General features: G+C 71.0%; 22 protein-coding genes and 1 pseudogene. 12 read left to right on the top strand and 11 right to left on the bottom strand.

Annotated features, from left to right (window positions below; translation table 11 throughout):
* Positions 1-107 precede the first annotated feature (107 nt).
* Positions 108-1,646, bottom strand: a complete 1,539-nt coding sequence (locus ACIHCQ_RS22795; RefSeq protein WP_399665126.1) for a FadD3 family acyl-CoA ligase — start codon at positions 1,644-1,646, stop codon at positions 108-110.
* 73 nt (positions 1,647-1,719) lie between these two features.
* Between ACIHCQ_RS22795 and ACIHCQ_RS22790 the strand changes: the two genes are divergently transcribed.
* The 3 genes from ACIHCQ_RS22790 to ACIHCQ_RS22780 are packed head-to-tail and all read left to right on the top strand — an operon-like array spanning position 1,720 to position 4,071.
* Positions 1,720-2,868, top strand: a complete 1,149-nt coding sequence (locus tag ACIHCQ_RS22790) for a lipid-transfer protein (protein ID WP_399665123.1) — start codon at positions 1,720-1,722, stop codon at positions 2,866-2,868.
* Position 2,869: 1 nt separating this feature from the next.
* A complete protein-coding gene (locus tag ACIHCQ_RS22785; protein WP_399665120.1) occupies positions 2,870-3,298 on the top strand; it encodes a Zn-ribbon domain-containing OB-fold protein in 429 nt (142 codons plus the stop codon).
* On the top strand, positions 3,295-4,071 hold the full coding sequence (locus tag ACIHCQ_RS22780) for an enoyl-CoA hydratase/isomerase family protein (RefSeq protein ID WP_399665117.1): 777 nt from the start codon (positions 3,295-3,297) through the stop codon (positions 4,069-4,071). Before ACIHCQ_RS22785 ends, ACIHCQ_RS22780 begins: the two co-directional genes overlap by 4 nt.
* A 15-nt stretch (positions 4,072-4,086) precedes the next feature.
* Here the strand turns inward: ACIHCQ_RS22780 and ACIHCQ_RS22775 are convergent, their stop codons facing one another.
* From ACIHCQ_RS22775 to ACIHCQ_RS22760, 4 genes are all read right to left on the bottom strand, one after another.
* Entirely contained in the window at positions 4,087-4,587 is a 501-nt protein-coding gene (locus tag ACIHCQ_RS22775) for a hypothetical protein (protein WP_399665114.1), read from the bottom strand.
* A 108-nt stretch (positions 4,588-4,695) separates the two neighbouring features.
* A complete protein-coding gene (locus ACIHCQ_RS22770) occupies positions 4,696-5,265 on the bottom strand; it encodes a hypothetical protein (protein WP_399665111.1) in 570 nt (189 codons plus the stop codon).
* 439 nt (positions 5,266-5,704) lie between these two features.
* Positions 5,705-8,182, bottom strand: coding sequence for a PQQ-binding-like beta-propeller repeat protein (locus tag ACIHCQ_RS22765; protein ID WP_399665108.1), 2,478 nt, complete (start codon positions 8,180-8,182; stop codon positions 5,705-5,707).
* 296 nt (positions 8,183-8,478) lie between these two features.
* Entirely contained in the window at positions 8,479-9,279 is an 801-nt protein-coding gene (locus ACIHCQ_RS22760; RefSeq protein ID WP_399665105.1) for a VOC family protein, read from the bottom strand.
* 244 nt (positions 9,280-9,523) lie between these two features.
* Between ACIHCQ_RS22760 and ACIHCQ_RS22755 the strand changes: the two genes are divergently transcribed.
* Positions 9,524-10,171 (top strand): TetR family transcriptional regulator, encoded by a 648-nt coding sequence (locus tag ACIHCQ_RS22755; RefSeq protein ID WP_399665102.1) that lies wholly within the window; start codon positions 9,524-9,526, stop codon positions 10,169-10,171.
* 203 nt (positions 10,172-10,374) lie between these two features.
* Here the strand turns inward: ACIHCQ_RS22755 and ACIHCQ_RS22750 are convergent, their stop codons facing one another.
* Complete coding sequence (locus tag ACIHCQ_RS22750) at positions 10,375-10,851, bottom strand: nitroreductase/quinone reductase family protein (protein ID WP_399665099.1); 477 nt, start codon at positions 10,849-10,851, stop codon at positions 10,375-10,377.
* A complete protein-coding gene (locus ACIHCQ_RS22745) occupies positions 10,851-12,134 on the bottom strand; it encodes an acyl-CoA dehydrogenase family protein (RefSeq protein ID WP_399665096.1) in 1,284 nt (427 codons plus the stop codon). The genes ACIHCQ_RS22750 and ACIHCQ_RS22745 overlap by 1 nt, the downstream gene beginning before the upstream one ends.
* Before the next feature lie 105 nt (positions 12,135-12,239).
* Between ACIHCQ_RS22745 and ACIHCQ_RS22740 the strand changes: the two genes are divergently transcribed.
* Positions 12,240-13,409: a thiolase C-terminal domain-containing protein gene (locus ACIHCQ_RS22740; RefSeq protein ID WP_399665093.1), complete on the top strand. Its 1,170-nt coding sequence runs from the start codon at positions 12,240-12,242 to the stop codon at positions 13,407-13,409.
* A gap of 55 nt (positions 13,410-13,464) precedes the next feature.
* On the opposite strand, the gene ACIHCQ_RS22735 is transcribed toward ACIHCQ_RS22740, so the two are convergent.
* Entirely contained in the window at positions 13,465-14,046 is a 582-nt protein-coding gene (locus ACIHCQ_RS22735) for a TetR/AcrR family transcriptional regulator (RefSeq protein ID WP_399665090.1), read from the bottom strand.
* 66 nt (positions 14,047-14,112) lie between these two features.
* Here ACIHCQ_RS22735 and ACIHCQ_RS22730 point away from each other — a divergent pair, with 66 nt between their 5' ends.
* Positions 14,113-14,799, top strand: coding sequence for a pyridoxal 5'-phosphate synthase (locus tag ACIHCQ_RS22730; protein WP_399665087.1), 687 nt, complete (start codon positions 14,113-14,115; stop codon positions 14,797-14,799).
* A 36-nt stretch (positions 14,800-14,835) separates the two neighbouring features.
* On the opposite strand, the gene ACIHCQ_RS22725 is transcribed toward ACIHCQ_RS22730, so the two are convergent.
* Together ACIHCQ_RS22725 and ACIHCQ_RS22720 are read right to left on the bottom strand one after the other, a co-directional pair.
* Positions 14,836-15,231: a Zn-ribbon domain-containing OB-fold protein gene (locus ACIHCQ_RS22725; protein ID WP_399665085.1), complete on the bottom strand. Its 396-nt coding sequence runs from the start codon at positions 15,229-15,231 to the stop codon at positions 14,836-14,838.
* Entirely contained in the window at positions 15,231-15,680 is a 450-nt protein-coding gene (locus ACIHCQ_RS22720; RefSeq protein WP_399665082.1) for a DoxX family protein, read from the bottom strand. Before ACIHCQ_RS22720 ends, ACIHCQ_RS22725 begins: the two co-directional genes overlap by 1 nt.
* Before the next feature lie 173 nt (positions 15,681-15,853).
* Here ACIHCQ_RS22720 and ACIHCQ_RS22715 point away from each other — a divergent pair, with 173 nt between their 5' ends.
* From ACIHCQ_RS22715 to ACIHCQ_RS22695, 5 genes and pseudogenes are all read left to right on the top strand, one after another.
* A complete protein-coding gene (locus tag ACIHCQ_RS22715) occupies positions 15,854-17,011 on the top strand; it encodes a flavin-containing monooxygenase (RefSeq protein WP_399665079.1) in 1,158 nt (385 codons plus the stop codon).
* Positions 17,012-17,200: 189 nt separating this feature from the next.
* Positions 17,201-19,432 (top strand): acetate--CoA ligase family protein, encoded by a 2,232-nt coding sequence (locus ACIHCQ_RS22710; protein ID WP_399665076.1) that lies wholly within the window; start codon positions 17,201-17,203, stop codon positions 19,430-19,432.
* Between the two features lie 70 nt (positions 19,433-19,502).
* The gene (locus ACIHCQ_RS22705) at positions 19,503-20,339 is read left to right on the top strand and encodes an enoyl-CoA hydratase/isomerase family protein (protein WP_399665073.1); all 837 of its coding nucleotides are present in this window, start codon (positions 19,503-19,505) and stop codon (positions 20,337-20,339) included.
* Positions 20,340-20,516: 177 nt separating this feature from the next.
* Positions 20,517-21,128 (top strand): flavin reductase family protein, encoded by a 612-nt coding sequence (locus tag ACIHCQ_RS22700; protein WP_399665207.1) that lies wholly within the window; start codon positions 20,517-20,519, stop codon positions 21,126-21,128.
* A 96-nt stretch (positions 21,129-21,224) separates the two neighbouring features.
* Positions 21,225-21,428, top strand: a pseudogene (locus tag ACIHCQ_RS22695) (helix-turn-helix domain-containing protein); the annotation flags it as partial.
* A 30-nt stretch (positions 21,429-21,458) separates the two neighbouring features.
* Here ACIHCQ_RS22695 and ACIHCQ_RS22690 read toward each other — a convergent pair.
* On the bottom strand, positions 21,459-22,808 hold the full coding sequence (locus ACIHCQ_RS22690) for an MFS transporter (RefSeq protein WP_399665070.1): 1,350 nt from the start codon (positions 22,806-22,808) through the stop codon (positions 21,459-21,461).
* A gap of 60 nt (positions 22,809-22,868) precedes the next feature.
* Here ACIHCQ_RS22690 and ACIHCQ_RS22685 point away from each other — a divergent pair, with 60 nt between their 5' ends.
* Entirely contained in the window at positions 22,869-23,927 is a 1,059-nt protein-coding gene (locus tag ACIHCQ_RS22685) for a GlxA family transcriptional regulator (RefSeq protein WP_399665067.1), read from the top strand.
* The last annotated feature ends 58 nt before the right edge of the window (positions 23,928-23,985 follow it).

Raw genomic sequence — 23,985 nt, 5'->3', positions numbered from 1 at the left:
CCTCAATCGCCGGACAGGCTCCAAAGGAGCCCCGCCGGCGAGAAACCTAAGCCTCTCCGGCGATTGAGGAGCGGGGTTCGGGGCAGCGCCCCGACAAGGGCCCGAGGTCACGCGTCAGGGCGCCGCACCCGCAGCGTTCGCTTCAGGACCTTGCCGCTCGCGTTACGCGGAAGCTCGGCCACGAACTCCACCCCCCTCGGCACCTTGTAGTTCGCCATCTCCCGCCGCGCCCACGCGATCAGCTCCTCCCCCGCCAGCTCCGCCCCCCGCCGCCTCACCACGTACGCCTTCCCCACCTCGCCCAGCCGTGCGTCCGGCACCCCGATCACCGCCACGTCCGCCACAGCCGGGTGGAGGCCGAGCAGTTGCTCGATCTCCGCCGGGTACGCGTTGAAGCCGCCGACGATGAACATGTCCTTGATCCGGTCGGTGATCCGGAGGTTGCCCTCCTCGTCCAGGACCCCCACATCCCCCGTCCGCAGCCAGCCGTCCTCCGTGATCGCCTTCGCCGTCTCCTCCGGGTCCTCGAAGTAGCCCCGCATGACGTTGTAGCCGCGGACCAGGACCTCGCCCGCCTCGATGCGTACCTCCGTGCCGGGGATCGCGCGGCCCGAGGTCGAGGCGATGACCCCGGGCGGGTCGCCCCGGCGGCACATCGTCACGATGCCGCTTGCCTCGCTCAGGCCGTACGCGGTCAGCACCGTGGAGACGTTCAGCTCGGTACGGAGGCGCTCGACCAGCTGGAGCGGGACGACCGCCGCGCCCGTCACGACCAGACGCAGGGCCGACAGGTCGTACGCCCCGCGCTGCGGGTGGTCCAGCAGGGACTGGTGGAGCGTCGGCGGACCCGGCAGCACCGAGACCCGCTCCGCGGCGATGTTGGCCAGGACCGTGTCCACATTGAAGACCGGCTGCGGGATCATCGTCGCGCCGCGCGTCAGGCAGGCGATGATCCCCGCCTTGTAGCCGAAGGTGTGGAAGAAGGGGTTCACGATCAGATAGCGGTCGCCCTCGCGGAGTCCGGCCAGTTCGGACCAGGTGTCGTAGCAGCGCAGCGTCTGCGCGTGGGTGATGACCGCGCCCTTGGGGCTTCCGGTGGTGCCCGAGGTGAAGATGATGTCGGAAGGGTCGCCGGGCGTCAGGGACGCGGCCCTGGCCCGTACCTCTCGCGAGGTCACGCCGTCGCCGCCCGCCAGGAAGTCCTTCCAGGCGCGGTAGTCCTCGGGGGCCGAGTCGGCGAGGACGACCACCTGTTCCAGGTCGGGCAGTTCGGCGCCGGAGCGCCGTAGTGAGGCAACGTACGACGTGCCGAGGAAGGTTCCGGTGATGAAGAGGAGCTTCGCGCGGGAACGGGCCAGGACGTACGCCGCCTCCGTGCCCTTGAAGCGTGTGTTCAGCGGCACCAGCACCGCCCCCGCGCTCACCGCGCCCAGCGCCGAGACGATCCAGTCCAGGGTGTTCGGCGCCCACACCGCGACCCGGTCGCCCGGCTCGACGCCCGCGGCCATGCAGGCCGCCGCCGCCCGCTCCACCCGCTCGCCGAGTTCGGCGTACGAGACGCGCGTACGGCCCTCGGCCACCGCCTCGCGCTCCGCGTACCGCTCGGCGGACGACCACACCAGCTCGGGAACGCTGCACCAGTCCATGACGCCACCCCTCCAGTAGCCGACGTAGCCGACCTAGCTGACTAACCGTCAGATTAGCTGTACTCTCCGGGCCATGGCGAGCCTCAAGGACGCGACAGCGATCGTCGGCATAGGCCAGACCCCGTTCGCGAAACACCTCCCCGAAACCGAGAAGGCGCTGGCCTGCCGCGCCATCCTCGCCGCGCTCGCCGACGCCGGGATCGACCCCTCCGAGGTCGACGGCTTCGCCTCGTACACCATGGAGGAGACCGACGAGGTCGAGGTCGCCAAGGCCATCGGCACCGGGGATCTGACCTTCTTCTCCAAGGTCGGCTACGGCGGCGGCGGCTCCTGCGCGACCCTCGCCCACCTCGCCGCGGCCATCGCGACCGGCCAGGCGAGCGTCGGCGTCGCCTGGCGCTCCCGTAAACGCGGCTCGGGCCCACGGCCCTGGAAAAACACGGCGGTGCAGCTCCCCACCCCCGCTCAGTGGACCCGCCCCTTCGGACTGCTGCGGCCCGCCGACGAGATCGGCATGCTGGCCCGCCGCTATATGCACGAGTACGGCGCCACCCGCGACCACCTCTTCAATGTCGCGCTCGCCTGCCGCAACCGCGCCAACCAGAACCCCGCCGCGATCATGTACGAACGCCCGCTGACCCGCGAGATGTATATGACCGCCCGGTGGATCAGCGAGCCGCTCTGCCTCTTCGACAACTGTCTGGAGACGGATGGCGCGCTGGCCTGCGTACTCGTCTCCGCCGAACGCGCCCGCGACTGCCCGCGCCGGCCGGTGTACGTCCACTCCGCCGCGCAGGGCCTGCCCGCCCAGCACCACGGAATGGTCAACTACTGGACCGACGACCCGCTCACCGGCCCCGCCTGGACCGCCGCCCGGCAGCTGTGGAAGACCGCCGACTTCGGCCCGCAGGACGTCGATGTCGCCCAGATCTACGACGCGTTCACCCCGCTCGTCCCGCTGTCGCTGGAGGGCTACGGCTTCTGCGGACGCGGTGAGGGCGCGGCCTTCACCGAGGGCGGGGCGCTGGAGATCGGCGGCCGGCTGCCGCTCAACACCGGCGGCGGCGGGCTGAGCGAGGCGTACGTCCACGGCTTCAACCTCATCACCGAGGGCGTGAAGCAACTGCGCGGCACCAGCACCGCGCAGGTCCCGGACGCCGCGACCTGCCTGGTCACGGCGGGCGAGGGAGTCCCCACGTCAGCCGTATTGCTGAGGAGTTGAGATGCTGCTCGCACCGGTCCTCGATGAGGACGGCGCGCCTTTCTGGGAGTACGCCGCCCAGGGCGAACTGCGCGTCCAGGCCTGCGCCGACTGCGGCGAGTTGCGCTTTCCGCCGCGGCCCTGCTGCCCGCACTGCCGGTCCTTCTCCGGCGAGTGGGTCAGGATGAGCGGTCGCGGCCGTATCTGGTCGTACGTACTTCCGCATCCGCCGCTGCTGCCCGCGTACGCCGCCCAGGCCCCGTACAACGCTGTCGTGGTGGAGCTGCTGGAAGCACCCCGTATCCGGCTGGCCGGCAATGTGGTCGCGGCGGCGGACGCGCCGCTGAACTCGGTGGATCCGGCGCGGCTGCGCATCGGGGCCGGGGTGAAGGTGACGTTCGGCCGCCTCGGCGAGCTCGCGGTGCCGCGGTGGCTGCTGGAGCGGCCGTGAGCGTACGCATCGAGGCGGACAAGGACACCGGGGTCGCGGTCGTCACGCTGGACCGGCCCGAGAAGCACAACGCGATCGATCTGGGCATGGCGCGGGACCTGGCCGCCGTGTGGCGGGAGTTCCGGCGCGACGAGAGCGTACGGGCGCTTGTCGTCACCGGCGCGGGGAGCCGTGCTTTCTGCACCGGGCTTGACCGCTCGGCGGAGGTGGCGCAGCCCCCGTCCCCGTACTCGATCGACGATCCGCTGATCGCGGTCGGCCCGAAGGCGAACGACCTGTGGAAGCCGGTGATCGCGGCGGTGGAGGGGATGGCGTGCGGTGGGGCGTTCTATCTGCTCGGCGAGGCGGAGTTCATCGTCGCCTCCGAGGAGGCCGCCTTCTTCGATCCGCATACGACGTACGGCATGGTCAGCGCGTACGAGACGATCTACCTCGCGCAGCGGATGCCGTTCGGCGAGGTGGCGCGGATGGCGCTGATGGGGACGGCCGAGCGGCTCTCCGCGCGCCGGGCGTACGAAACGGGGCTGGTGTCCGAACTGACCGCGCCCGGCGGCGCGCTGGACGCGGCCGTGCGCTGCGCCCGCACGATCGCCGGGTACCCGACGGAGGCGGTGCAGGGCACCGTCCGCGCGGTGTGGGCGGCGAAGGAGGCGGCGCGTACGCAGGCGCTCGCCCATGCCCCGCACCTGATCGCGCTCGGGAACCTGCCGCCGGAACGGCAGGCCGAGCTCTTCACGAGCGGGCGGGGCAGGGGCGATTACCGCCTGCGCTAGTCCCTCTGGGAGGTGTCAGCTCGCGGTGCGGCTGGCGCTGACGACTTCGCACTTCTTGTACTCGGAGCCGTCGCCGCTGCCGGTGTACGGGGTGCTCGCCTCGCCGGACTGGGTGCCGTCCGCCGCGACCTGGAGGTCGTCGACCCGGGCGATGGCCGTGTTCACGTCGTCGCCGAGGTCGCCCTTGAACTGCAGGCTGACGTCGTAGGCGTACGCGAGGGAGTCACTGTTGGTGACGGTGATCTTCACAGTGAGGTTCTTGCCGGCGGCGTCGAGCCCGCACTCGTCTATGCGGACGTCGCGCTCGGCCTTGTTGGCGCTGGAGCCGCCGGAGACGGAGCCGGTGGAGCCGCCTGTGGTGGTGCTGTTGTCATTGCTGCCGCCGCCGCTACTGCTGCTGGAGCCGCTTCCGCTGCTGGAACCACCACAGCTGCCGCCGCTGGAACCGCGGGCTCCGGTCAGGGCGACGATCGCGATGCCGAAGACGGCGATGGCGCGGACATGACGAATCTTCACGTTTCAACCCCCGTTGAACGCATAGGTGTGTGCTCGATCTGACGAGCGCATGTCACCATAGCAGCGCTTGATCAAGACCCCGGCGTCCGCAAAAGCCGGGGCCGTGTATCAGCTGCGACCGGGCGGTGATTCGTCCCAGCGATCCGGCCCGGGACCGTGCTCCGGAGGCTCGTGTCCAGCCGGTCCGTACTCCGGAGGCCCATATCCTGGGGCCCCATATCCCGTGGGACCGTACCCGGGAGGTTCCTCCAGCGCCTCCCGGCGGCGGCGACCGCTCATCACGACCGACGCCACGAGCAGCAGCACCCCGCCGCCAACGGCGAGCGCGACGCCGTCCCCGAGCCCCGAACCGTCGCCGCCGACCACCAGGCTGCCCGCCTCCTGACCCTGGCGGACCATCCACAGGACCGTGAAGCCCAGCACGACAAGCCCGGCGAGCGCGACGAGGGGCCGCGAGCGCAGGACCAGGCCGATGAGGGTCACCAGCGCGGCGAAGGCGAGCGGCAGGAGGATCGAGGCCGCGAGGTCGGACCTGGTCGCGGTGATGCCGTTGAAGAGGTCCTCGACGCGGTAATAGCGGCCGCGACGGCCGTCGTACCAGCCACGGAAGGGGCTCCATACGGCGGCCGTCGCTCCAATGAGAGCGAGGACCGAACCGATGATGTTGCGGATCGTCATCGCCGGCCTCCCATGCGTCGCTTCTCGACGACGACGCTACGCCGGAGGCGTACGGCCCGCCACGGCACCGGAGCGTACGGTTCCGCGGTGTGCGGGGCTCCGCCCCAAACCCCGCGCCTCAATCGCCGGCGGGGCTCAATTTTCGCCTCGGGCCCTTGTCGGGGCGCTGCCCCGAACCCGCCCCCTACGCCCTGCCGGGCGTGGGGGGACCCCCAGCGCCTCAATCGCCGGCGAGGCTTAGTTTGCCCCCGGGCCCTTGTCGGGGCTCCGCCCCGAACCCCGCGCCTCAAACGCCGGCGAGGCTTGAATTGCCCGGCAATTCAAGCCCGTCTGGGGGTCCCCCCACGCCCTCAGGGCGTAGGGGGAGATTGAGGACCGGGGGTCTGGGGGCGGTAGGCGGACCACCTACCGCGGCGCGGTCGCCGCCAGGCGCCCGGGACTAGCGCGCCGCTCCCGGAGAGCCCCGGCCCGTGGCCGTGCCCTTGACCGCGTCCAGCGCGTACACGCAGCGGTCCTTGCTGCACGCGTACACCACTCCGCCCCGCGCCACCGGTGAGCCCGTGATCTCGCCGCCCGTCGCGAGCTTCCAGCGGAGCTGACCGCCGCTCGCGTCCAGCGTGTACAGGACATGGTCCGCCGAGCCGAAGTGGACCCGGCCGTCGGCCACCACAGGCGTGCCGATGACCTCGCCGCCCGCCGCGAAGCGCCACATCGGCGTGCCCGTCACCGCGTCCAGGGTGTAGAGCGCGCTGCCGCTGCCGACATGGATGTTGCCGCTGGCGACGAGGACCGGCTCTATCGACTGGCGCGGTTCCGTGGCGATGCGCCAGCGGTCCTTGCCGGTGGTGGCGTCCAGGGCGTACACCGTGCCGAGGTAGTCGGCGAGATAGACGCCGCCGCCCGTCACCGCCGGGCCGGGTGCGAAGACCGGCGCCGAGAGGAAGACCGCGGGCGACTCGAAGTGCCAGCGGACCAGGCCGTTCGCGATGTCGACGGCCAGGACGCGGGTGCCCGCCGCGATATAGACGTAACCGTCGGACGCGGGGTGCACCCGTACCGGCACTCCGCCGCAGGACGCCGCGTCGCCGATCGGATACGACCACCGCTCGACACCCGTACGCGCCTCCAGCGCGCGCAGGCGCGCGTCCTTCCATACGTACACCGTGTCGCCGAAGATCATCGGCCCGGCCTCGGGCGTCTCGAAGTCCGTCTGGCCGCCGGTCGTCTCCCACAGCTTCTCGCCGTTGGACGCCTCCCACGCCTGGACGCCGCCGCCGCGCGTCCCGGTCAGGACGGTGCCGCGGTCGACCTTGAGGGAGTAGACCCAGGCGTCGGTCTGGAGCCGCCAGCGCTCTTGGCCGTCGACCGCGTCGAGGGCGTAGAGCGTCGGGCCGTCCGAGGCGTGGATACGGCCCCCGGCGACGGCCATCGCCCACGCCACGTCCCTGGTCTTGAACTGGCGGCGCCCGCTGCCCACGTTCAGGGCGTGCACCTCGAAGGAGGTCACGTACAGCAGGTCCCCGGCGACCACCGGAGTGCCCCAGACGTCGTTGGACATCCGGAAGCGCCAGGGGCGCCAGTGCCCGGCCGCGCCGTCCGGGGGCGAGGCGGGCGGCGGCACGGGCGACGCCGACTGCACCGCTGACGGTACGGGCGCCGGCAGGGCGCTGGTCGCGGCCTGCGCGCCGTTCAGTCCGCCGGGCGGGCGGACCCAGCCGGTCGTGGGGTCGGCCTCGGCGACCGCGCCGCGGCCCGCGTCGGCGACCCGGAGGCCGGGGCCGATGGGCACCTTGGAGCCGGACAGCCGGACCGGGCCGCCGACCCCCGCGATGGCGGCGGGCAGGGGTGCGGCCTGGCCGGTGCGCGGGTCGTTGCCGCCGCGCCAGGCGGAGTCCCAGTCCGCGGCACGCTGCTGCTGGGCCGGCTGCCGGGGCGGCTGCGGCGGTGCCTGCGGGATCGCCGGAACCGGGGGAGCGGCCGGAGCCGCCGGAACGGGAGCAGGGACGGCAGCCGGGACCGGCAGGCGACCGCCGCGCCGGGTCTCGATCATCGCGGTGGCCACTGTCGGCAGCCACGCCGACGCCGTACCGCTGTCGTCACTGCCGGAGGAGAAGAGATGCGGGGAGAGCTGCGCCTGAAGATCCTCGGGTGTGGGCCGCCGCGAGGCGTCCATCTGCATGCACGCGTCGAGCAGCGGCCGGAGCTCGTCCGGCAGCCCCTCCAGATCTGGCCCCTCGCGCAGCAGCATGAAGACGGTCTCGACCGGGTTCGCGCCGTGGAAAGGGGCGTGCCCGGTCGCCGCGAAGACCAGCGTGGAGCCGAGCGAGAACACATCGCTCGCGCCCGTCACGCTGCGGGAGTCGCGCGCCTGCTCCGGCGACATGTACGCGGGCGTGCCCACGGCGACGTTCGTCATGGTCAGCCGGGTGTTCGAGACTCCGGACGCGATGCCGAAGTCGATGACCCGCGGCCCGTCCTCCACGACCAGTACGTTCGACGGCTTGAGGTCACGGTGGACGAGACCCGCGCCGTGGATGGACTGCAGGGCCTCGGCGATACCGGCCGCCAGCCAGCGCACCGCCTGGGCGGGCATCGGCCCGCACTCATTCACTATTTCCTCGAGGGAGGGGGCAGGCACGTACGCGGTGGCCAGCCACGGCACGGCCGCCCGCGGATCGGCGTCCACGACCGCGGCCGTGTAGAAACCGCTGACCGCGCGGGCGGCCTCCACCTCACGCGTGAAGCGGACACGGAACAGCTGGTCCTCGGCAAGCTCGGTGCGGACGGTCTTGATCGCCACCCGGCGGCCGGAGGCCGACCGGGCGAGATAAACCAGCCCCATACCGCCGGCACCGAGCCGGCCCAGTACCTCGAACGGACCGATCCGTCTCGGATCATGCTGCGTCAGCTGCTCCATCACTTGCCTGCCACCTCCCCGTACGGGCCCCAGATGAAAGGAGCCCGTCAACTACAGCCCCGTGCAGCGTCTCACCACCGAGACCCTCAGCGGTGCGCACCCTGATTGTTCCTGTCGGAGGCGACGGTTGCGAACCCGGGGGCGGATCGGGGTGTCTCACCCGGTTTCGGGCAAGGTCGGCACGGTTCGGAGCGGTTCGGAGCGGTGTGGAGCGGTTCGGAGCGGTGTGGAGCCCCGTACACGGTCCTGACGCGGGCAGTCCACTTCGGGTTGCTCACGTCGTCGCAGTCGCGATTTTACGCCGCCTCGGGCTTCACGCCGGGCTGCGCATCCGGCTCGGCGAGTACGGCGAAGATGGCGCCCTGATTGTCGGTGAGCACGGCGACACGGCCGTATGGAATGTCGAACGGAGCCGCCTGGATCCGCCCGCCGAGGCGGGTGACCGTCGCGGCGGTCGCGTCGCAGTCCTCGACGCTGAAGTAGGTGAGGAAGTGGCCGGGCATCGCGGCGGGGAAGGCCTCGGTGAGCACGGAGCGGCCACCGATGGCGGTATCCTCGCCCGGCTCCGTACCGGCGGGCGACCACATCCGGAAGTCGATGGACACGTCGGGCAGGTCCGTCCCCTGGAAGCCGAAGACCGACTCGTAGAAGGCGTCGACGCGTTCCTTGTCGCGGGTGTACACCTCGGCCCAGCAGAACGAGCCGGGCTTGCCCTGCTTCTCGAAGCCGGGCCGGTCGCCGGGCTGCCAGAGCCCGAAGACCGCGCCGCCGGGGTCGGCGGCGACCACGATCGTGGCGGAGGAGCCGAGCAGCTCCGGGGAGGTGATCACCTGGCCGCCCGCGTTCTCGATCTTCCTGGCGAGGACGGCGGCGTCCCGGGTGGCGAAGTAGACGCCCCAGACGGTGGGCATCCGGCCGTCCTTCTTGGGCGCGAGAGCGGCGACGAGCTTTCCCTCACTGAAGGCGTCGGCGTACTTCCCGTAACCCCCGCTCTCGAACGTCCAGCCGAAGAGCTCCCCGTAGAAGCGCTTGCCCGCCTCGACATCGGGGAGCGCCGCGTCGACCCAGCACGGCGTGCCCTCCGTGAATGCGGCCATGGACCTGGTTCCTTCCCTGGTACGGGATGTGGCGCCCATCACAGTCAACCTAACGGCGCGCCACAGGCGGCGCAGGGCACCCAACCCAACATTTGATCACTTGTCGGGATCTCGGGCCAGGATTGGGGGTCCATTTCGGTGAGTTATGCACAGAAGTTTTCCACAGGCTGTTGATAACACTAATGCCCACCCCATTTGCAGTCGGCCGAATCGCGCGCCGATCACCCGTCGGTAAGCTGACGGCATGACAGGACAAGTACGCACCGTCGACGGCCGCGTGGCCGGACGACGCGGCCAGGCTACGCGGCAGAAACTGCTGGACTGCCTCAGCGAGATGCTCAGCTCCTCGCCGTACCGGGACGTCAAAGTCATCGACGTGGCCCGGAAGGCGGGCACTTCACCCGCGACCTTCTATCAGTATTTCCCGGACGTGGAAGGCGCGGTGCTGGAACTCGCCGAGGAAATGGCCAAGGAGGGCGCGGGATTGACCGAACTGGTCTCCGGCCGCTCCTGGGTCGGCAAGGCGGCCTGGCAGACCTCGGAGGAGCTGGTCGACGGTTTCCTCGACTTCTGGCGCCGCCATGACGCGATTCTGCGGGTGGTCGACCTCGGCGCGGCGGAGGGCGACAAGCGGTTCTACAAGATCCGCATGAAGATCCTGAACTCGGTCACCAATTCCCTTACGGACTCGGTGAAGGAACTCCAGGCCAAGGGCAAGGTGGACAAGGACATTTCGCCGGCGGCGATGGCGGGGTCGCTGGTGGCGATGCTGGCGGCGGTGGCTTCGCACCAGAAGGGGTTTACGACCTGGGGTGTGAAGCAGGCGGAACTGAAGCCGAACTTGGCGCTGTTGGTGCATTTGGGTATTACGGGGAAGAAGCCAACGAGGTAGACGCGAGGGCGTCGCGTCACTCGCGCCGCGTCATTCGCGTCACGTCAAGTCCTGTCATGCCGACGGCGGTCCACCTCTGGTGACCGCCGTCGGCACCATTTTGTGTTGGGGGCGCTTGCCCTCGGGCCCTTGTCGGGGCTCCGCCCCGAACCCCGCGCCTCAAACGCCGGCGGGGCTGGAAATCCAGCCCGCCCCCGCCTCGCTCACCGCCGCGTGAGCCGGAAGACGCGGATCTGCCTCTCCACCCTCGCCTGATACGTCGCGTACGGCGGCCAGAACGCCAGCGCCGCCCCCCACGCCTCCGCCCGCTCCTCCCCCTCCAGCAGCCGCGCCCGCACCGGGATGTCGTCGCCCTTCCAGTTCACCTCCGCGTCCGGGTGTTTCAGGAGGTTCGACGTCCACGCCGGGTGGCCCGGGCGGCCGAAGTTGGAGCCGATCAGGATCCAGTCGCCCGACTTCTCCGGCATGCAGGCCAGGGGTGTGATCCTCGGCAGCCCGCTCCGCGCGCCCCGGGCCCGGAGGATGAGGCCCGGCAGCATCTGGGCGCTGAGCAGCACCTTTCCCCGCGTCAGGCGGTGGACCGCGCGGTCCAGCGCCGGGATGACGTGCGGCGCGACCTTCGCGAAGGCGCGGGTCGACGACACCTTCTGGACCAGCCGCACACCCGGAACCGCCGGCATCAGACCGCCACCGCCTCGGGGCCCGCAGGGCCCGCACAGTCCTCAGGGCTTTCACGGTCCTCAGGGCTTTCACGGTCCTCAGGGCTTTCACGGTCCTCAGGGCCCTCCGAGCCCGAGGCGAAAAGTCCCGCCCGTTCCGCCGCATGCGCCCGCAGCCTGTGCGCCGGGCCGAAGAGGAGCTCGTCCGCCGCCGCCCGTTTGAAGTACAGATGCGCCTCGTGTTCCCACGTGAACCCGATACCGCCGTGCAGCTGCACCGCCTCCCCGGCGACCACGCGCGCCGTCTCCAGGCCTGCCGCCAGCGCCAGCCCGCCCTCCCCCGGGTCCCAGGCCGCGTAGTACGCCGCCGAGCGGGCCGCCTGGACGCGTACGTACAGATCGGCCAGCCGGTGCTTGACCGCCTGGAAGGAGCCGATCGGCCGACCGAACTGCTCGCGCCCCTGTACGTACTCCACCGTCCGGTCCAGCGCGCTCGCCGCCGCCCCCACCGCCTCCGCCGCCAGCAGCGCGGCCACCCGCGCGCCCACCACGCGCAGCGCCCCCAGGACGCCCGCGCCCGCGTCCTCCGCGCCCAGCAGCTCGGCCGCGCAGTCGCGCAGCTCGACGCGGGCCTGCGGCCGTGTCTCGTCCAGCGACGTCTGGCGCGTGCGCGAAAGGCCCGCCGCGTCCGCCCCGACCAGGAAGAGGAGCGTACGGCTCCGGGCAAAACCGCCCGTATGCGCGGCGACCACCAGCAGCCCCGCGCTGTGCCCGTCGAGCACTTGCCCGGCCTCCCCGTACAGCACCCAGCCGCCGGAATCCCCCGCCCGCCGCGCCTGTACGCCGCCGGCCCGGCCGCCGCCCGCCCACTCCCCCGACGTGTTGTCGTCGCTCAGCCCGAGTGCCGGCGCGAGACTGCTGCCCGGCACGGCGAGTGCGCAGGTCAGCGAACCGGCCGCGATGCGCGGGAGCAGCTCGTCGCGCTGCGCGGCGGTGCCGAGCGAGGCAATCAGCGGGGCCGCGAGCCCCGACGTGGCGAGCAGCGGCGAGGGGAGCAGCGCCCGCCCGGTCTCCTCACAGGCCAGGGCCAGTTCTACGAGTCCGCAGCCCACGCCCCCGTACGACTCGGGCAGCGCGAGCCCCGGCAGGCCGAGCTGTTCGGACAGGAGCGCCCACAGCTCCACGTCGTACCCGGCGGCGGTGCGGACGGCGGCCTTGACCTCGTCCGGGCCGGACCGTTTCGTCAGCAGTTCGCGCAGCGTACGGCGGATCTCGTCCTGCTCGGCGGTGAAGGCGGTGTCCATGGGATCGACCCTCCATGTCTGGCGGGTCGTCATGCTAGGGGGGGCGGCCGCAGATGCACAGAGGCGTACGCGCACACGCACGTTATCTGATGTACCGTCAGTTTCATGCCTTCAACGCCGCGCAAGGTAGCCATCGTCGGCATATCGCTTTCGGACTGCGGCCGCGTCGACGGCCCCACCCCCTATGCCCTGCATGCCCAGGCCGCCCGCCGCGCACTGGCCGATTCCGGTCTGGAACGGTCCGTCATCGACGGCTTCGGTTCGGCGGGCCTCGGCGCCCTCGCCCCGGTCGAGGTCGCCGAGTATCTGGGGCTGCGGCCGACGTGGGTGGACTCGACCGCCGTCGGCGGGGCCACCTGGGAGGTCATGGCGGCGCACGCGGCCGACGCGATCGCGGCCGGTCACGCCAACGCCGTACTCCTCGTCTACGGGTCGACCGCCCGCGCCGACATCAAGGCCGGACGCCGCACCGCCAACCTCTCCTTCGGCGGGCGCGGACCGCTTCAGTTCGAGGTGCCGTACGGGCACACGCTCGTCTCCAAGTACGCCATGGCCGCCCGCCGCCATATGCACGAGTACGGGACGACACTGGAGCAGCTCGCCCAGATCGCGGTCCAGGCGCGCGCGAACGCCGCCGCCAACCCGGACGCGATGTTCCGCGAGCCGATCACCGTGGACGACGTACTGGACGGGCCGCTGATCGCGGACCCGTTCACCAAACTGCACTGCTGCATCCGCAGCGACGGCGGCTGCGCGGTGCTCCTGGCCGCGGAGGAGTACGTAACGGACACCCCCAAAGCCCCGGTGTGGATCCTCGGCACCGGCGAGTACGTCTCGCACGCCGCCATGTCGGAGTGGGCGGACTTCACGCTCTCCCCCGCGGCGGTCTCGGGAAGGCTCGCCTTCGAGCGCGCGGGCGTCACCCCTGCCGATATAGATATCGCCGAGATCTATGACGCCTTTACGTATATGACCCTGGTGACCCTGGAGGACCTCGGTTTCTGCGCCAAGGGCGAGGGCGGTCCCTTCGTGGAGAAGGGGCGGCTGACCCGGGAGGGCGAACTGCCGGTCAACACCGACGGCGGCGGCCTCTCCGCCTGCCATCCAGGTATGCGCGGACTGTTCCTGCTGGTCGAGGCGGTACGGCAGCTGCGCGGCGAGGCGGGCGCGCATCAGGTACGCAAGGCGGGCGGCAGGCTGCCGAAGGTGGCGGTGGCGTCCGGTACGGGCGGGTGGTTCTGTTCGTCGGGAACGGTGGTGCTGGGCCGGGACTGAGGCCTCCCTCTCTGCCGTGCGGGTCAGCCGTGCGGGTCAGCCGTGCCAAGCCGTGCTAATCCGGGTCCGCGGGAAGCAACCGTTCGACCAAGGCGGTGATCAGCTCGCCCGCCTGCCCCTTCGGGAAAACATCCGGCAGGGTGAGCCGTTCCACCACGAGCCAGTTGGTCGCCAGATAGATCATCCTGACCGCGTCGGCATCGCCGGGCAGCCCGGCGGCCAGATGGCGGGCGACATTGTTCTCGATGTCCTCGCTGACGCGCGCGGTGAGGACGGCACGGAGCGCGGGGCGCCGGGTGGCCTCCAGCCGCAGTTCAAGGAGGGCGAGGTATCCCGTACTGAACGCGGAGACCCGCTCGATGACATCGCGCACCAGCTCCACGGTCCGCGCACGGGTGGTGGGCCCGTCGTAGATGGCCCGCATGGCGGCATCGTCCGGCCGCATCCGCTCGTAGATCCGGCCCCCGGCCTGGGTGAAGAGGTCATCGCGATTGGCGAAGTAGTTGGACGCGGTGCCCTGGGGCACGTCGGCCTCGGCATCCACGGCCCGGAAGGTCAGTCCACGGGCGCCTTCGCGGGCGAGCACTTCAATGGCCGCGTCGACGAGCGCGGCACGGCGCGCCAGGTTCTGCCTCATACGTCAGCCTCCAGAGCCATACCACTCCGAGTGTAGTGCTACGCCCTACCGGAGTTGAATGTCCCCATGGACAACGACCAGCAGGACACCTTCCGCAGGCTCCTGCACGAACAGCGGGTCTGGGACACCGCCCTCCCCGCCTTCGACCCCGCCGCCGCGCCCCCCGAACCGCTGCCGCTCTTCCACCAGTGGTTCGCCGAGGCCGTGGCCGCCGGCCAGGTCGAGCCGCACACCATGAGTCTGGCGACCGTGGACGAGCAGGGGCGGCCCGACGTACGGACGCTGATGCTGCACGACGCGGACGAGCGCGGCTGGCACTTCGCCTCGCACGCCACCAGCGCGAAAGGCCGGCAGCTGGCGGCGCGCCCCGATGCCGCGCTGGGGTTCTACTGGGCGGCGCAGGGCCGTCAGGTCCGGATCCGGGGCCGGGTGAGCGTGGGTTCGTACGCGGAGAGTCAGGCGGATCTGCACGCCCGCTCGACGGGCGCGCTGGCCGCGGCGCTGACCGGCCGCCAGAGTGACGTGCTCTCGTCCCAGGAGGACTTGGCGACCGCGTCCCGGGCGGCGTGGGAACGGGCGCGGGCCGAGCCCGACGTGCCCGTGCCGACCTGGACGCTCTATGTGCTGCGGCCCTACGAGGTGGAGTTCTTCCAGGGGGACGAGCAACGGCGGCACGTACGGCTGCGCTACCGCCACGAGGCCAAGGAGGAGGACGAGGGCGGCGGCTGGGCGAAGGAGCTCCTCTGGCCATGACGGCCGTGCCGGACGTGCCGGACGTGCCTCAAGGCGTTACGCCGAGCGGAAGACCGGGATGCTCAACCCGTCGACCTCACGGCGGAACGTAACCTCCAACTCCATCCCGACGCGCAGGTCGCTCTCCGCGCACTCCACGATCTCGGTCATCATCCGCGGCCCCTCCACGAGGTCCACCACCGCCGCGGTGTACGGAACGCGGCCCGCGAACGGCCGCAGGTCGTTCCGGTGGACGACCGACCAGGTGTAGAGCGTGGCCCGGCCGCTCGCCCGCTCCCAGGTGACCTCCTCGCTCCAGCAGTACGGGCAGAACTCGCGCGGATAGTGGTGCGCCTTCGCGCACCCGCCGCAGCGGCGGATCAGCAGCCGTCCCTCCCCCGCCGCGGCCCAGAAGGGGCTGGTGAAGTCGTCAATTTCGGGCGTCGCCGTCATCAGAAGAGCCCAAGCGCGTTGTCGAGGGACCAGCTCTGCCAGGACATGGCGAACAGGGCGACGAGCGAGATGAGCGCCATCATCGCGTTCTGCCCCTGTTCCGCCCAGTCGTGGATCATCAGGACCAGGTAGAGCAGGTTGAGCAGCAGACCGCCGACGAGCGCGACCGGCGTCAGGAAACCGCTGATCAGGCCGAGACCGAGGGCGAGTTCGGCGTAGACGACGACGTACGCCATCACTTTGGGGCGGGTCTGGACCACCTTCTCGAAGCCCGCCTTCACCGCGGCCCACCTGTGCTTGCTCGCGACATCGGCCGCCCACGCGATGCCGGTGCCGCGCTCGAACCAGGCTTTCTTGTCCTTGTGGCGCCAGCTCTCCAGCCACCACAGACCTAGCCCGATACGGAGGACCGCGAGCCATTCGGCGCCGGTGAGCCAGATGGTCTCCATCAGACACAACCTCTCTAGTTTCTGACGGTACGTCAGTTCGAGTTCAGCAGTTCAGCGGATATGGCGGCCTCGCGCAAGAGGCGTGCGGGCCCGGCGCAGGCGTGATCGATTCGCAACCGATTCCCCTCTTGACTGAGACCCATCAAATGATTGGCCGATTACGCTCACGCTTCATGGCCGACGAAAAGGACTTCGACCGCACGAACGACCGGCCCGTCTACGTCATCGGCGGCGGCCCCGGCGGTCTCGCGGCTGCCGCCGCACTGCGCAAAAAGGGCGTACGCGCCGTAGTGCTGGAGAAGTCCGAATCGGTCGGCGCGTCCTGGCGCGGCCACTACGACCGGCTGCACCTCCACACCACCCGGCGGCTCTCCGGCCTGCCCGGACTCCCGATCCCCCGGTCCTTCGGGCGCTGGGTCTCGCGCGACAACATCATCCGCTACCTCACCAAGTACGCGGAGTTCCACGAGCTGGAGATCGTGACGGGCGTCAAGGTCTCCCGCATCGAACCGTCGGGCTCGGGCTCCGACTGGCTGCTGCACGCAACCGGCGGCCGGGAGCTGACCGGCCGGGCGGTCGTCGTGGCCACCGGCTACAACCACACCCCGCGGCTGCCCGACTGGCCGGGCCGCGACTCGTACACCGGCGAGCTGCTGCACGCGGGCGAGTACCGCAACTCCGCCCCGTACGCGGGCAAGGACGTACTGGTCGTCGGCGTCGGCAACACGGGCGCCGAGATCGCGGTCGACCTGGTGGAGGGCGGCGCGGCACGCGTACGCCTCGCCGTACGGACCATCCCGCACATCGTGCGCCGCTCGACGGCGGGCTGGCCCGCCCAGCGCTCCGGCATCCTGGTCCGCCGGCTGCCGGTCCGCCTCGTGGACCGGGCCGGCGACATCATGTGCCGGATCGCCGTGCCGGACCTCGGCGTACAGGGCCTGCCCCGCCCTGACACAGGCCTGTACTCCCGGGTCAAGGAAGGCGCGATCCCGGTCCAGGACGTGGGCCTGATCGACGCCGTACGGAAGGGAAAGGTCGAGCCGGTCGCGGCGCTGGAGTCCTTCGAGGACGACAAGGCCGTACTGGCGGACGGCACCCACCTCTCCCCGGACACGGTGATCGCGGCGACGGGCTACCGGCGGGCCCTGGAGGACCTGGTCGGCCATCTCGGCGTACTGGACGAGCGGGGCAGGCCGGTCACGCACGGCGGACGCGCGTCGGCGAAGGCGCCGGGGCTCTACTTCACCGGCTTCACCAACCCCATCAGCGGGATGCTGCGCGAGATGGCGATCGACGCCCGCAAGATCGCCAAGGCGCTGGCGGAGCGCTGACGCCCGCCCGGGCGCGTACGAGGCGGCCCGGCGCGTACGAAGCGGCCGGGCGCGTACGAAGCGGCCGGGCCCGCAAATCTGCCTCCGTCGGCAGCCTTTGCCCGCAGGACCGTTCCTGGCAGCACGTCGGCTCTGTAATCTGACAGTGCGTCAGTTAAGTCCGCCAACGAGCAGGAGCGGGGATCAGCGATGCTTGGATCTACTCACGGCACCCTCACCTCCGACCTCCGCGCGCGCGTCGTGGCCTGCGGTGAGCAGCCCCGCAGCGCCATCCATGAGACGGCCGCCGGCACCGCGTCCGCCGGTGACCTTGATGTCAGCGGGCGACCGCTGTACACGTCCGTGCCCGATCTGGACCGGTTCTTCCGGCCCGGGTCCGTCGCCGTCGTCGGGGCGTCCGACGCCGAGGGGCGGCCGAATACCGGCATCACCCGGCAGCTCATCGCCTGGGCCGAGCGGGTCGGCGCGCGGCTGTACCCGGTGCATCCGAGCCGTACCGCCGTGTTCGGTCTGCCGTGTGTCACCTCCGTCGCGAAACTGCCGGAGCAGGTCGATCTCGCCGTGCTGCTCGTCGGCGACCCGCTGCCTGTCATCGAGGAACTGGCCGAGGCCAAGGTCAGGTTCGCCGTCGCCTTCGCCTCCGGATACGCCGAGACCGGGGAGCAGGGCGCGGCGGCGCAGAAGGGGCTGGCGGCTGCCGTGGAGCGCTCGGGGCTGCGGCTGCTGGGGCCCAACACCAACCTCAACGCCTTCGAGAAGTTCCGCGACGACCTGGACGGGCCCGCGATCGCGCTGATCACGCAGTCCGGTCACCAAGGGCGGCCCGTCTTCACCATGCAGGAGCTGGGCGTACGCCTCTCCCACTGGGCGCCCACCGGCAACGAGGCCGATCTGGAGACCGCCGACTTCATCTCGTACTTCGCCGAACGCCCCGAGGTCGGGGCCATCGCCTGTTATGTGGAGGGGCTCAAGGACGGGCGCTCCTTCCTGCTCGCCGCCGACCGGGCCGCGCGGCGCGGCGTGCCGGTCGTCGCGGTCAAGGTCGGCCGCACCGAGACCGGCGCGCGGACGGCCGCCTCACACACCGGCAAGCTGACCGGCGCGGACGATGTGGTGGACGCGGCGATGCGGCAGTTCGGCGTGATCCGGGTGGACGGTCTTGACGAACTCCAGGACACCTCGGCCCTGCTGGCGCGGGCGCGCAGGCCCGTGGCCGACGGGGTCGCCGTCTATTCGATCTCGGGCGGCACGGGCGCGCACTTCTCGGACCTGGCGTGCGCGGCGGGGCTGAGGCTGCCGCGTCTCTCCGCCGCCAAGCAGGCCGAACTGCACACGTGGATACCGGACTACCTGGACGTGGCCAACCCCGTCGACAACGGTGGGCACCCGGTCGGCGACTGGCGCGGTCGCAAGATCATCGACGCGATCCTGGCCGATCCTGAGGTCGGTGTGCTGATCTGCCCGATCACCGGCCCCTTCCCGCCGATGAGCGACAGGCTCGCGCAGGACCTGGTGGACGCGGCGGAGGCCACGGACAAGCTGGTGTGTGTGGTGTGGGGGTCGCCGGTGGGCACGGAGGCGGCGTACCGCCAGACGCTGCTCGGGTCTTCCCGGGTCGGCACGTTCCGTACATTCGCGAACTGCATCAGCGCGGTCCGCGCCTACCTGGACCACCACCGCTTCAGGGCCGGCTACCGCTCGCCCTTCGACGAGGCGCCGCGCACGCCTTCGCCCTCCTTCCGCAAGGCGCAGGCACTGATGCGCCCGGGCAAGCAGCTGAGCGAGCACGCGGCGAAGCAGCTCCTTCGGGCGTACGGCATCAGGGTGCCGCGCGAGCAACTGGTGACCAGCGCGGCGGCGGCGGTGCGGGCGGCGGGGCTGGTCGGCTACCCGGTCGTCATGAAAGCGTCCGGGACGCAGCTCGCCCACAAGACCGAACTGGGCCTGGTCAAGGTCGGGCTGACCTCGGCCAGCCAGATCCGCGACGGCTACCGCGAACTGACGGACATCGCCCGCTACGAGGGCGTCGACCTGGACGGGATCCTGGTCTGCCAGATGGTCGAGCGGGGCGTGGAGATGGTCGTCGGGGTCACCCAGGACGCCCTGTTCGGCCCGACGGTGACGGTCGGCCTCGGCGGGGTGCTGGTGGAGGTGCTGCACGACACGGCGGTACGCGTGCCGCCGTTCGGCGAGGACCAGGCGCGGGCGATGCTCGGCGAACTGCGGGGCCGGGCGCTGCTGGACGGCATACGGGGCGGACCGCCGATGGATGTGGACGCGCTGGTGGAGGTCGTGCTGCGGGTCCAGCGGATGGCGCTGGAGCTGGGCGACGAGCTGTCTGAGCTGGACGTCAACCCGTTGATGGTGCTGGAGCGGGGGCAGGGCGCGGTGGCGCTGGACGCGCTCGCGGTCTGCCGATGACCGCACGAACCGTACGCCCCGCCGAACGCCCCGCCGTACGACCAGCCGTACGAAACGGAGTTCACTTCCCATGACGTCCTCCCCCGAGGAATCCGCCGATCCCATTGATCACGCTGAGTCATTGATACAACACAGCACTGACAACGGCGTCTCGTGGATCACCCTCAACCGCCCCGAAGCCATGAACGCCGTCACCTGGGACCAGCGGGAACGAATCATCGCGCTCCTCGCTGACGCCTCCGCCGACCCGGACGTACGGGCCGTCGTCATCACCGCCACCGGCAAGGGTTTCTGCGCGGGTGCCGATCTGCGCGGTACCCCGCCGACCGGTCGGCGGGAGCGAATCGCCGGGGACGTGACGCGGACGATACGGCTGGGGGCGCAGCGCCTGATCGGGGCGGTACTGGACTGCGAGAAGCCTGTCATCGCCGCCGTCAACGGCACAGCCGCGGGCATCGGCGCGCATCTCGCCTTCGCCTGTGACCTCGTACTCGCGGCGGAACACGCGACATTCATCGAGGTATTCGTACGGCGCGGCCTGGTCCCGGACGGCGGCGGCGCGTATCTGCTGCCCCGGCTGATCGGGCCGCAGCGCGCGAAGGAGCTGATGTTCTTCGGGGACTCGCTCCGGGCGGTGGAGGCGGAACGGCTCGGGCTGGTCAACCGGGTCGTACCGGCGGAGGAGCTGGCGAAGACGGCCCGCGAGTGGGCCGAGCGGCTCGCGCAGGGCCCCACAAGGGCCATCGCCCTCACCAAGCAACTGGTGAACGCGTCGCTCGACGCCGACAGGGCGACGGCGTTCGCGGCGGAGGCGTCGGCGCAGGAGATCAATATGACGACGCGGGACGCGAACGAGGGCGTAGCCAGCTTCATGGAGCGCCGCACGCCCCAGTACCGGGGGCTTTAGGGCTGCTTCACCAGCACGCGAGGGCCGCCGGAATCCGGGCCCCCGAGGAAGCTGGAGAGCTCGGGCCGGGCCCTCCGTACCGCCGATCGCGGGGATGGCGCACAGGGGGACCGGTGACAGGGCTTCCAATCTGACGTACCGTCACGTTCAATGGGGAGCGTGATGGGACACGCGGGGATGGCGGCCACCGCCGTCCGATACCTCAGGTCGGTCGGGGCCCCCACGGCCACCGAGCCCTTTGACGCCCTGCCCCGGCCCGACCTGCGGGCCGTCGGCGACGACGAGCGGCAGCCCGTCGGCCCCGCCGAATTCCGGCGGGTGCTCGGGCACTTCGCCACCGGCGTCACCGTCATCACGGCGTACGACGAGGAGCACGGCCCGGCCGGGTTCGCCTGTCAGTCCTTCGCGTCCCTGTCGCTCGATCCGCCGCTGGTCGCCTTCATGGTCGCCCGTACGTCCACGACCTGGCCGCGCATCGCCCGCGCCGGGTCGTTCTGCGTCAACGTCCTGGGCGCGGACCAAGGCGAACTGTGCCGGGGCTTCGCGGTGAGCGGCGCGGACAAGTTCGCCGGGGTCGCGTACACGGGATCTCCGGCGACGGGCTCGCCACTGCTGGACGGCGTACCGGCCTGGGTCGACTGCACGATCCACGCCGTGCACACCGGCGGGGACCACCTGATCGTGGTGGGGCGGGTGGCGGCGCTGGGGGCGGCGGAGGGGAACGCGGCGGGGGAGGCCGCGCCGCCGCTGCTCTTCTATCGGGGGAAGTTCGGCCACCTCGCTGACTGACCTGCCTGATCTGTGGCGCATACGCTGTACGCGCCCGACTCACGACCGGGCGAATCAGGGACGTTCGGCAGCACACCGCGATAGCCGGTTCATAACCTGGCCGAACTGAGCGAGGAAACCCTCGCTCAGCCTGAGGCGCGGGATGCCTATCAGGATCAGGCGACCCGAATCCGCTATGAACTCGGCCGTGCCGTGCGTGAGCGCCGCGAGGCCATCGGCATGACCCAGGCCCAGCTCGCCGGGGCAGCCGGCCTTCAGCAGCCCGCCGTCGCGCGCTTCGAGGCAGGCGCTGAGCCGCTGAGCCGTTTCGCCGCAAAGAAGCCGTGCCGGTCAAGCGACCGGCGCCGGCTCCGGCAGCTTCGGCACCTTCGGCAACGGCTTGCGGCGGATCACCAGCGACAGCAGCGCCGCTGCCGCGCACAGCGCCCCCGACCCGTACCAGACCACGTCGTACGAGCCGAACGTGTCCCGCGCCAGGCCGCCCGCGAAAGCGACGATCGCCGCGCCCACCTGGTGCGAGGCGAGTACCCAGCCGAAAACGATCGCGCTGTCGTCGCCGTAGTGCTCTCGGCACAGCGCGATCGTCGGCGGAACCGTCGCCACCCAGTCCAGGCCGTAGAAGACGATGAAGAAGATCATCGGCGGCTGGACGGACGGGGCCACCAGCAGCATCGGCAGGAACAGCAGGCTGATCCCGCGCAGTGCGTAGTACACCGCCAGCAGTCGGCGCGCGTCGAAGCGGTCGGTGAACCAGCCCGAGGCGATCGTGCCGATGACATCGAAGACGCCGATCACCGCGAGCAGCGACGCCGCGGCCGTGATCGGCATGCCGTGGTCGTGGGCGGCGGGCACGAAGTGGGTCTGGATCAGTCCGTTCGTCGAGGCGCCGCAGATCGCGAAGGTGCCCGCCAGCAGCCAGAAGGGACCCGTGCGTGCGGCGGAGAAGAGCACCCTCAGGGCGCGGCGGGCGGCGCCCGGCACCGGGGCGGGCTTCGGGACGAATTCCTTCGCACCGTACGGGGCCAGGCCCACGTCCGCCGGGTGGTCACGCAGCAGCAGCCAGACGAAGGGGACCACAGCGAGCGCCGACAGGGCCACCGTGATGGACGCGGGACGCCAGTCGTGCTGCTCCACCAGCCAGGACAGCAGCGGCAGGAAGATCAGCTGACCGGAGGCGCCGGCCGCGGTGAGGACGCCCGTGACCAGGCCGCGGCGCTCGGTGAACCACCTGTTGGTGACGGTCGCGGCGAAGGCCAGCGCCATCGAGCCGCTGCCGAGACCGACCAGCACACCCCAGTAGAGGATGAACTGCCAGGACGACGACATGAAGACGGTCAGACCCGAGCCCACGGCGATCATGGTGAGAGCGACGGCGACGACCCTGCGAATGCCGAACCGGTCCATCAGCGCCGCCGCGAAAGGCGCCGTCAGCCCGTACAGAGCGAGGTTCACCGAAACCCCGAAGCCGATGGTTCCGCGCGACCAGGCGAAGTCCCTCTGCAACGGATCGACCAGCAGACCCGGGAGGGAACGAAAGGAGCCGGCCCCCACGATCGTCACAAAGGCCACCGCCGCGACGAACCACGCCCGGTGCACCCGGCCGGGGCGTCGAGGGGCCGAGGGTCCGGGGGGTCCGGGGAGTCTGGGAAGTCCGGTTGTCTGCGTCACGTAAGACAGCATCCGTTGGCGTGATCAGCCCGTACGACTGGCCCGGAAGACAGCATTCGATAGGATCGGGCCATGCGTGAGAGTCGTGAGATCAAGGGAAGCAAGGGGAGCAAGGGGAGAAGGCATCGGGTCGTCGTGCTGGCCCTCACCGGGCTGCTCCCCTTCGAGCTGGGCATTCCGCACCGGATCTTCGGCCGCGCCAAGGACGCCGAAGGCAGTTCCCTCTACGAGATCGTCACCTGCTCGCTCCAGCCAGGCCCCGTCCGCACCGACGCCGACTTCGACATCCACGTCGAGCACGGCCCGGAGGCGATGGCCACCGCTGACACCGTCGTCATCCCCGCCTCGTACGAACTGGGGCCGGTCTACGAGGAGGGCCGGCTCACCGAAGAGCTGGCCGCCGCCCTGGCGCACATCCGGCCGGGCACCCGTATGGTCTCCATCTGCACCGGCGGCTACGTCCTGGCCGCCGCCGGTCTCCTCGACGGGCGCCCCGCCACCACCCACTGGTCCTCGGCCGAGCACTTCCAGCGGCTCTTCCCGTCCGTCAAAGTCGACGCGGACGTCCTGTTCATCGATGACGGGGACGTGCTCACCTCCGCGGGCGTCGCGGCCGGAATCGATCTGTGCCTGCACATCGTGCGGCGTGATCACGGCACGGCCGTCGCCAACGAGGTCGCGCGCCGTACGGTGGTGCCCCCACACCGGGACGGCGGCCAGGCCCAGTACATCCGACGGCCCGTTCCCGAACCGCAGTCGGCTACCACCACCAGCGCCCGGGCGTGGGCGCTGAGTCACCTCCACCAGCCGATCCAGCTGCGCGACATGGCCGGTCAGGAGTCCATGTCGGTACGGACGTTCACGCGCCGCTTCCGCGAGGAAGCGGGCATCAGTCCCGGCCAGTGGCTGACGCGGCAGCGCGTGGAACGGGCCCGGTATCTGCTCGAATCCACGGATCTCTCCGTCGATCAGGTGGCGCAGGACGCGGGTTTCGGTACGGCACAGTCGATGCGCCAGCACCTACAGACCGCGCTCGGTGTCCCGCCGACCGTCTACCGCCGCGCCTTCCGCGCCGACACCGATATCGATACCGGCACCGGCACCGGCACCGATACCCGTACGCCGGGCTGACAGCCGCCGCTCCCCCAGGGCGCTGACCACGGCCAGTACGACCGTCAGCCCCCACCCC

The organism is Streptomyces sp. NPDC052236 (assembly GCF_044548015.1).
Taxonomy (GTDB): Bacteria; Actinomycetota; Actinomycetes; order Streptomycetales; family Streptomycetaceae; genus Streptomyces.
Note: the sequence above shows the minus strand (reverse complement) of the source record. Positions and strands in the feature narration are given on the sequence as shown.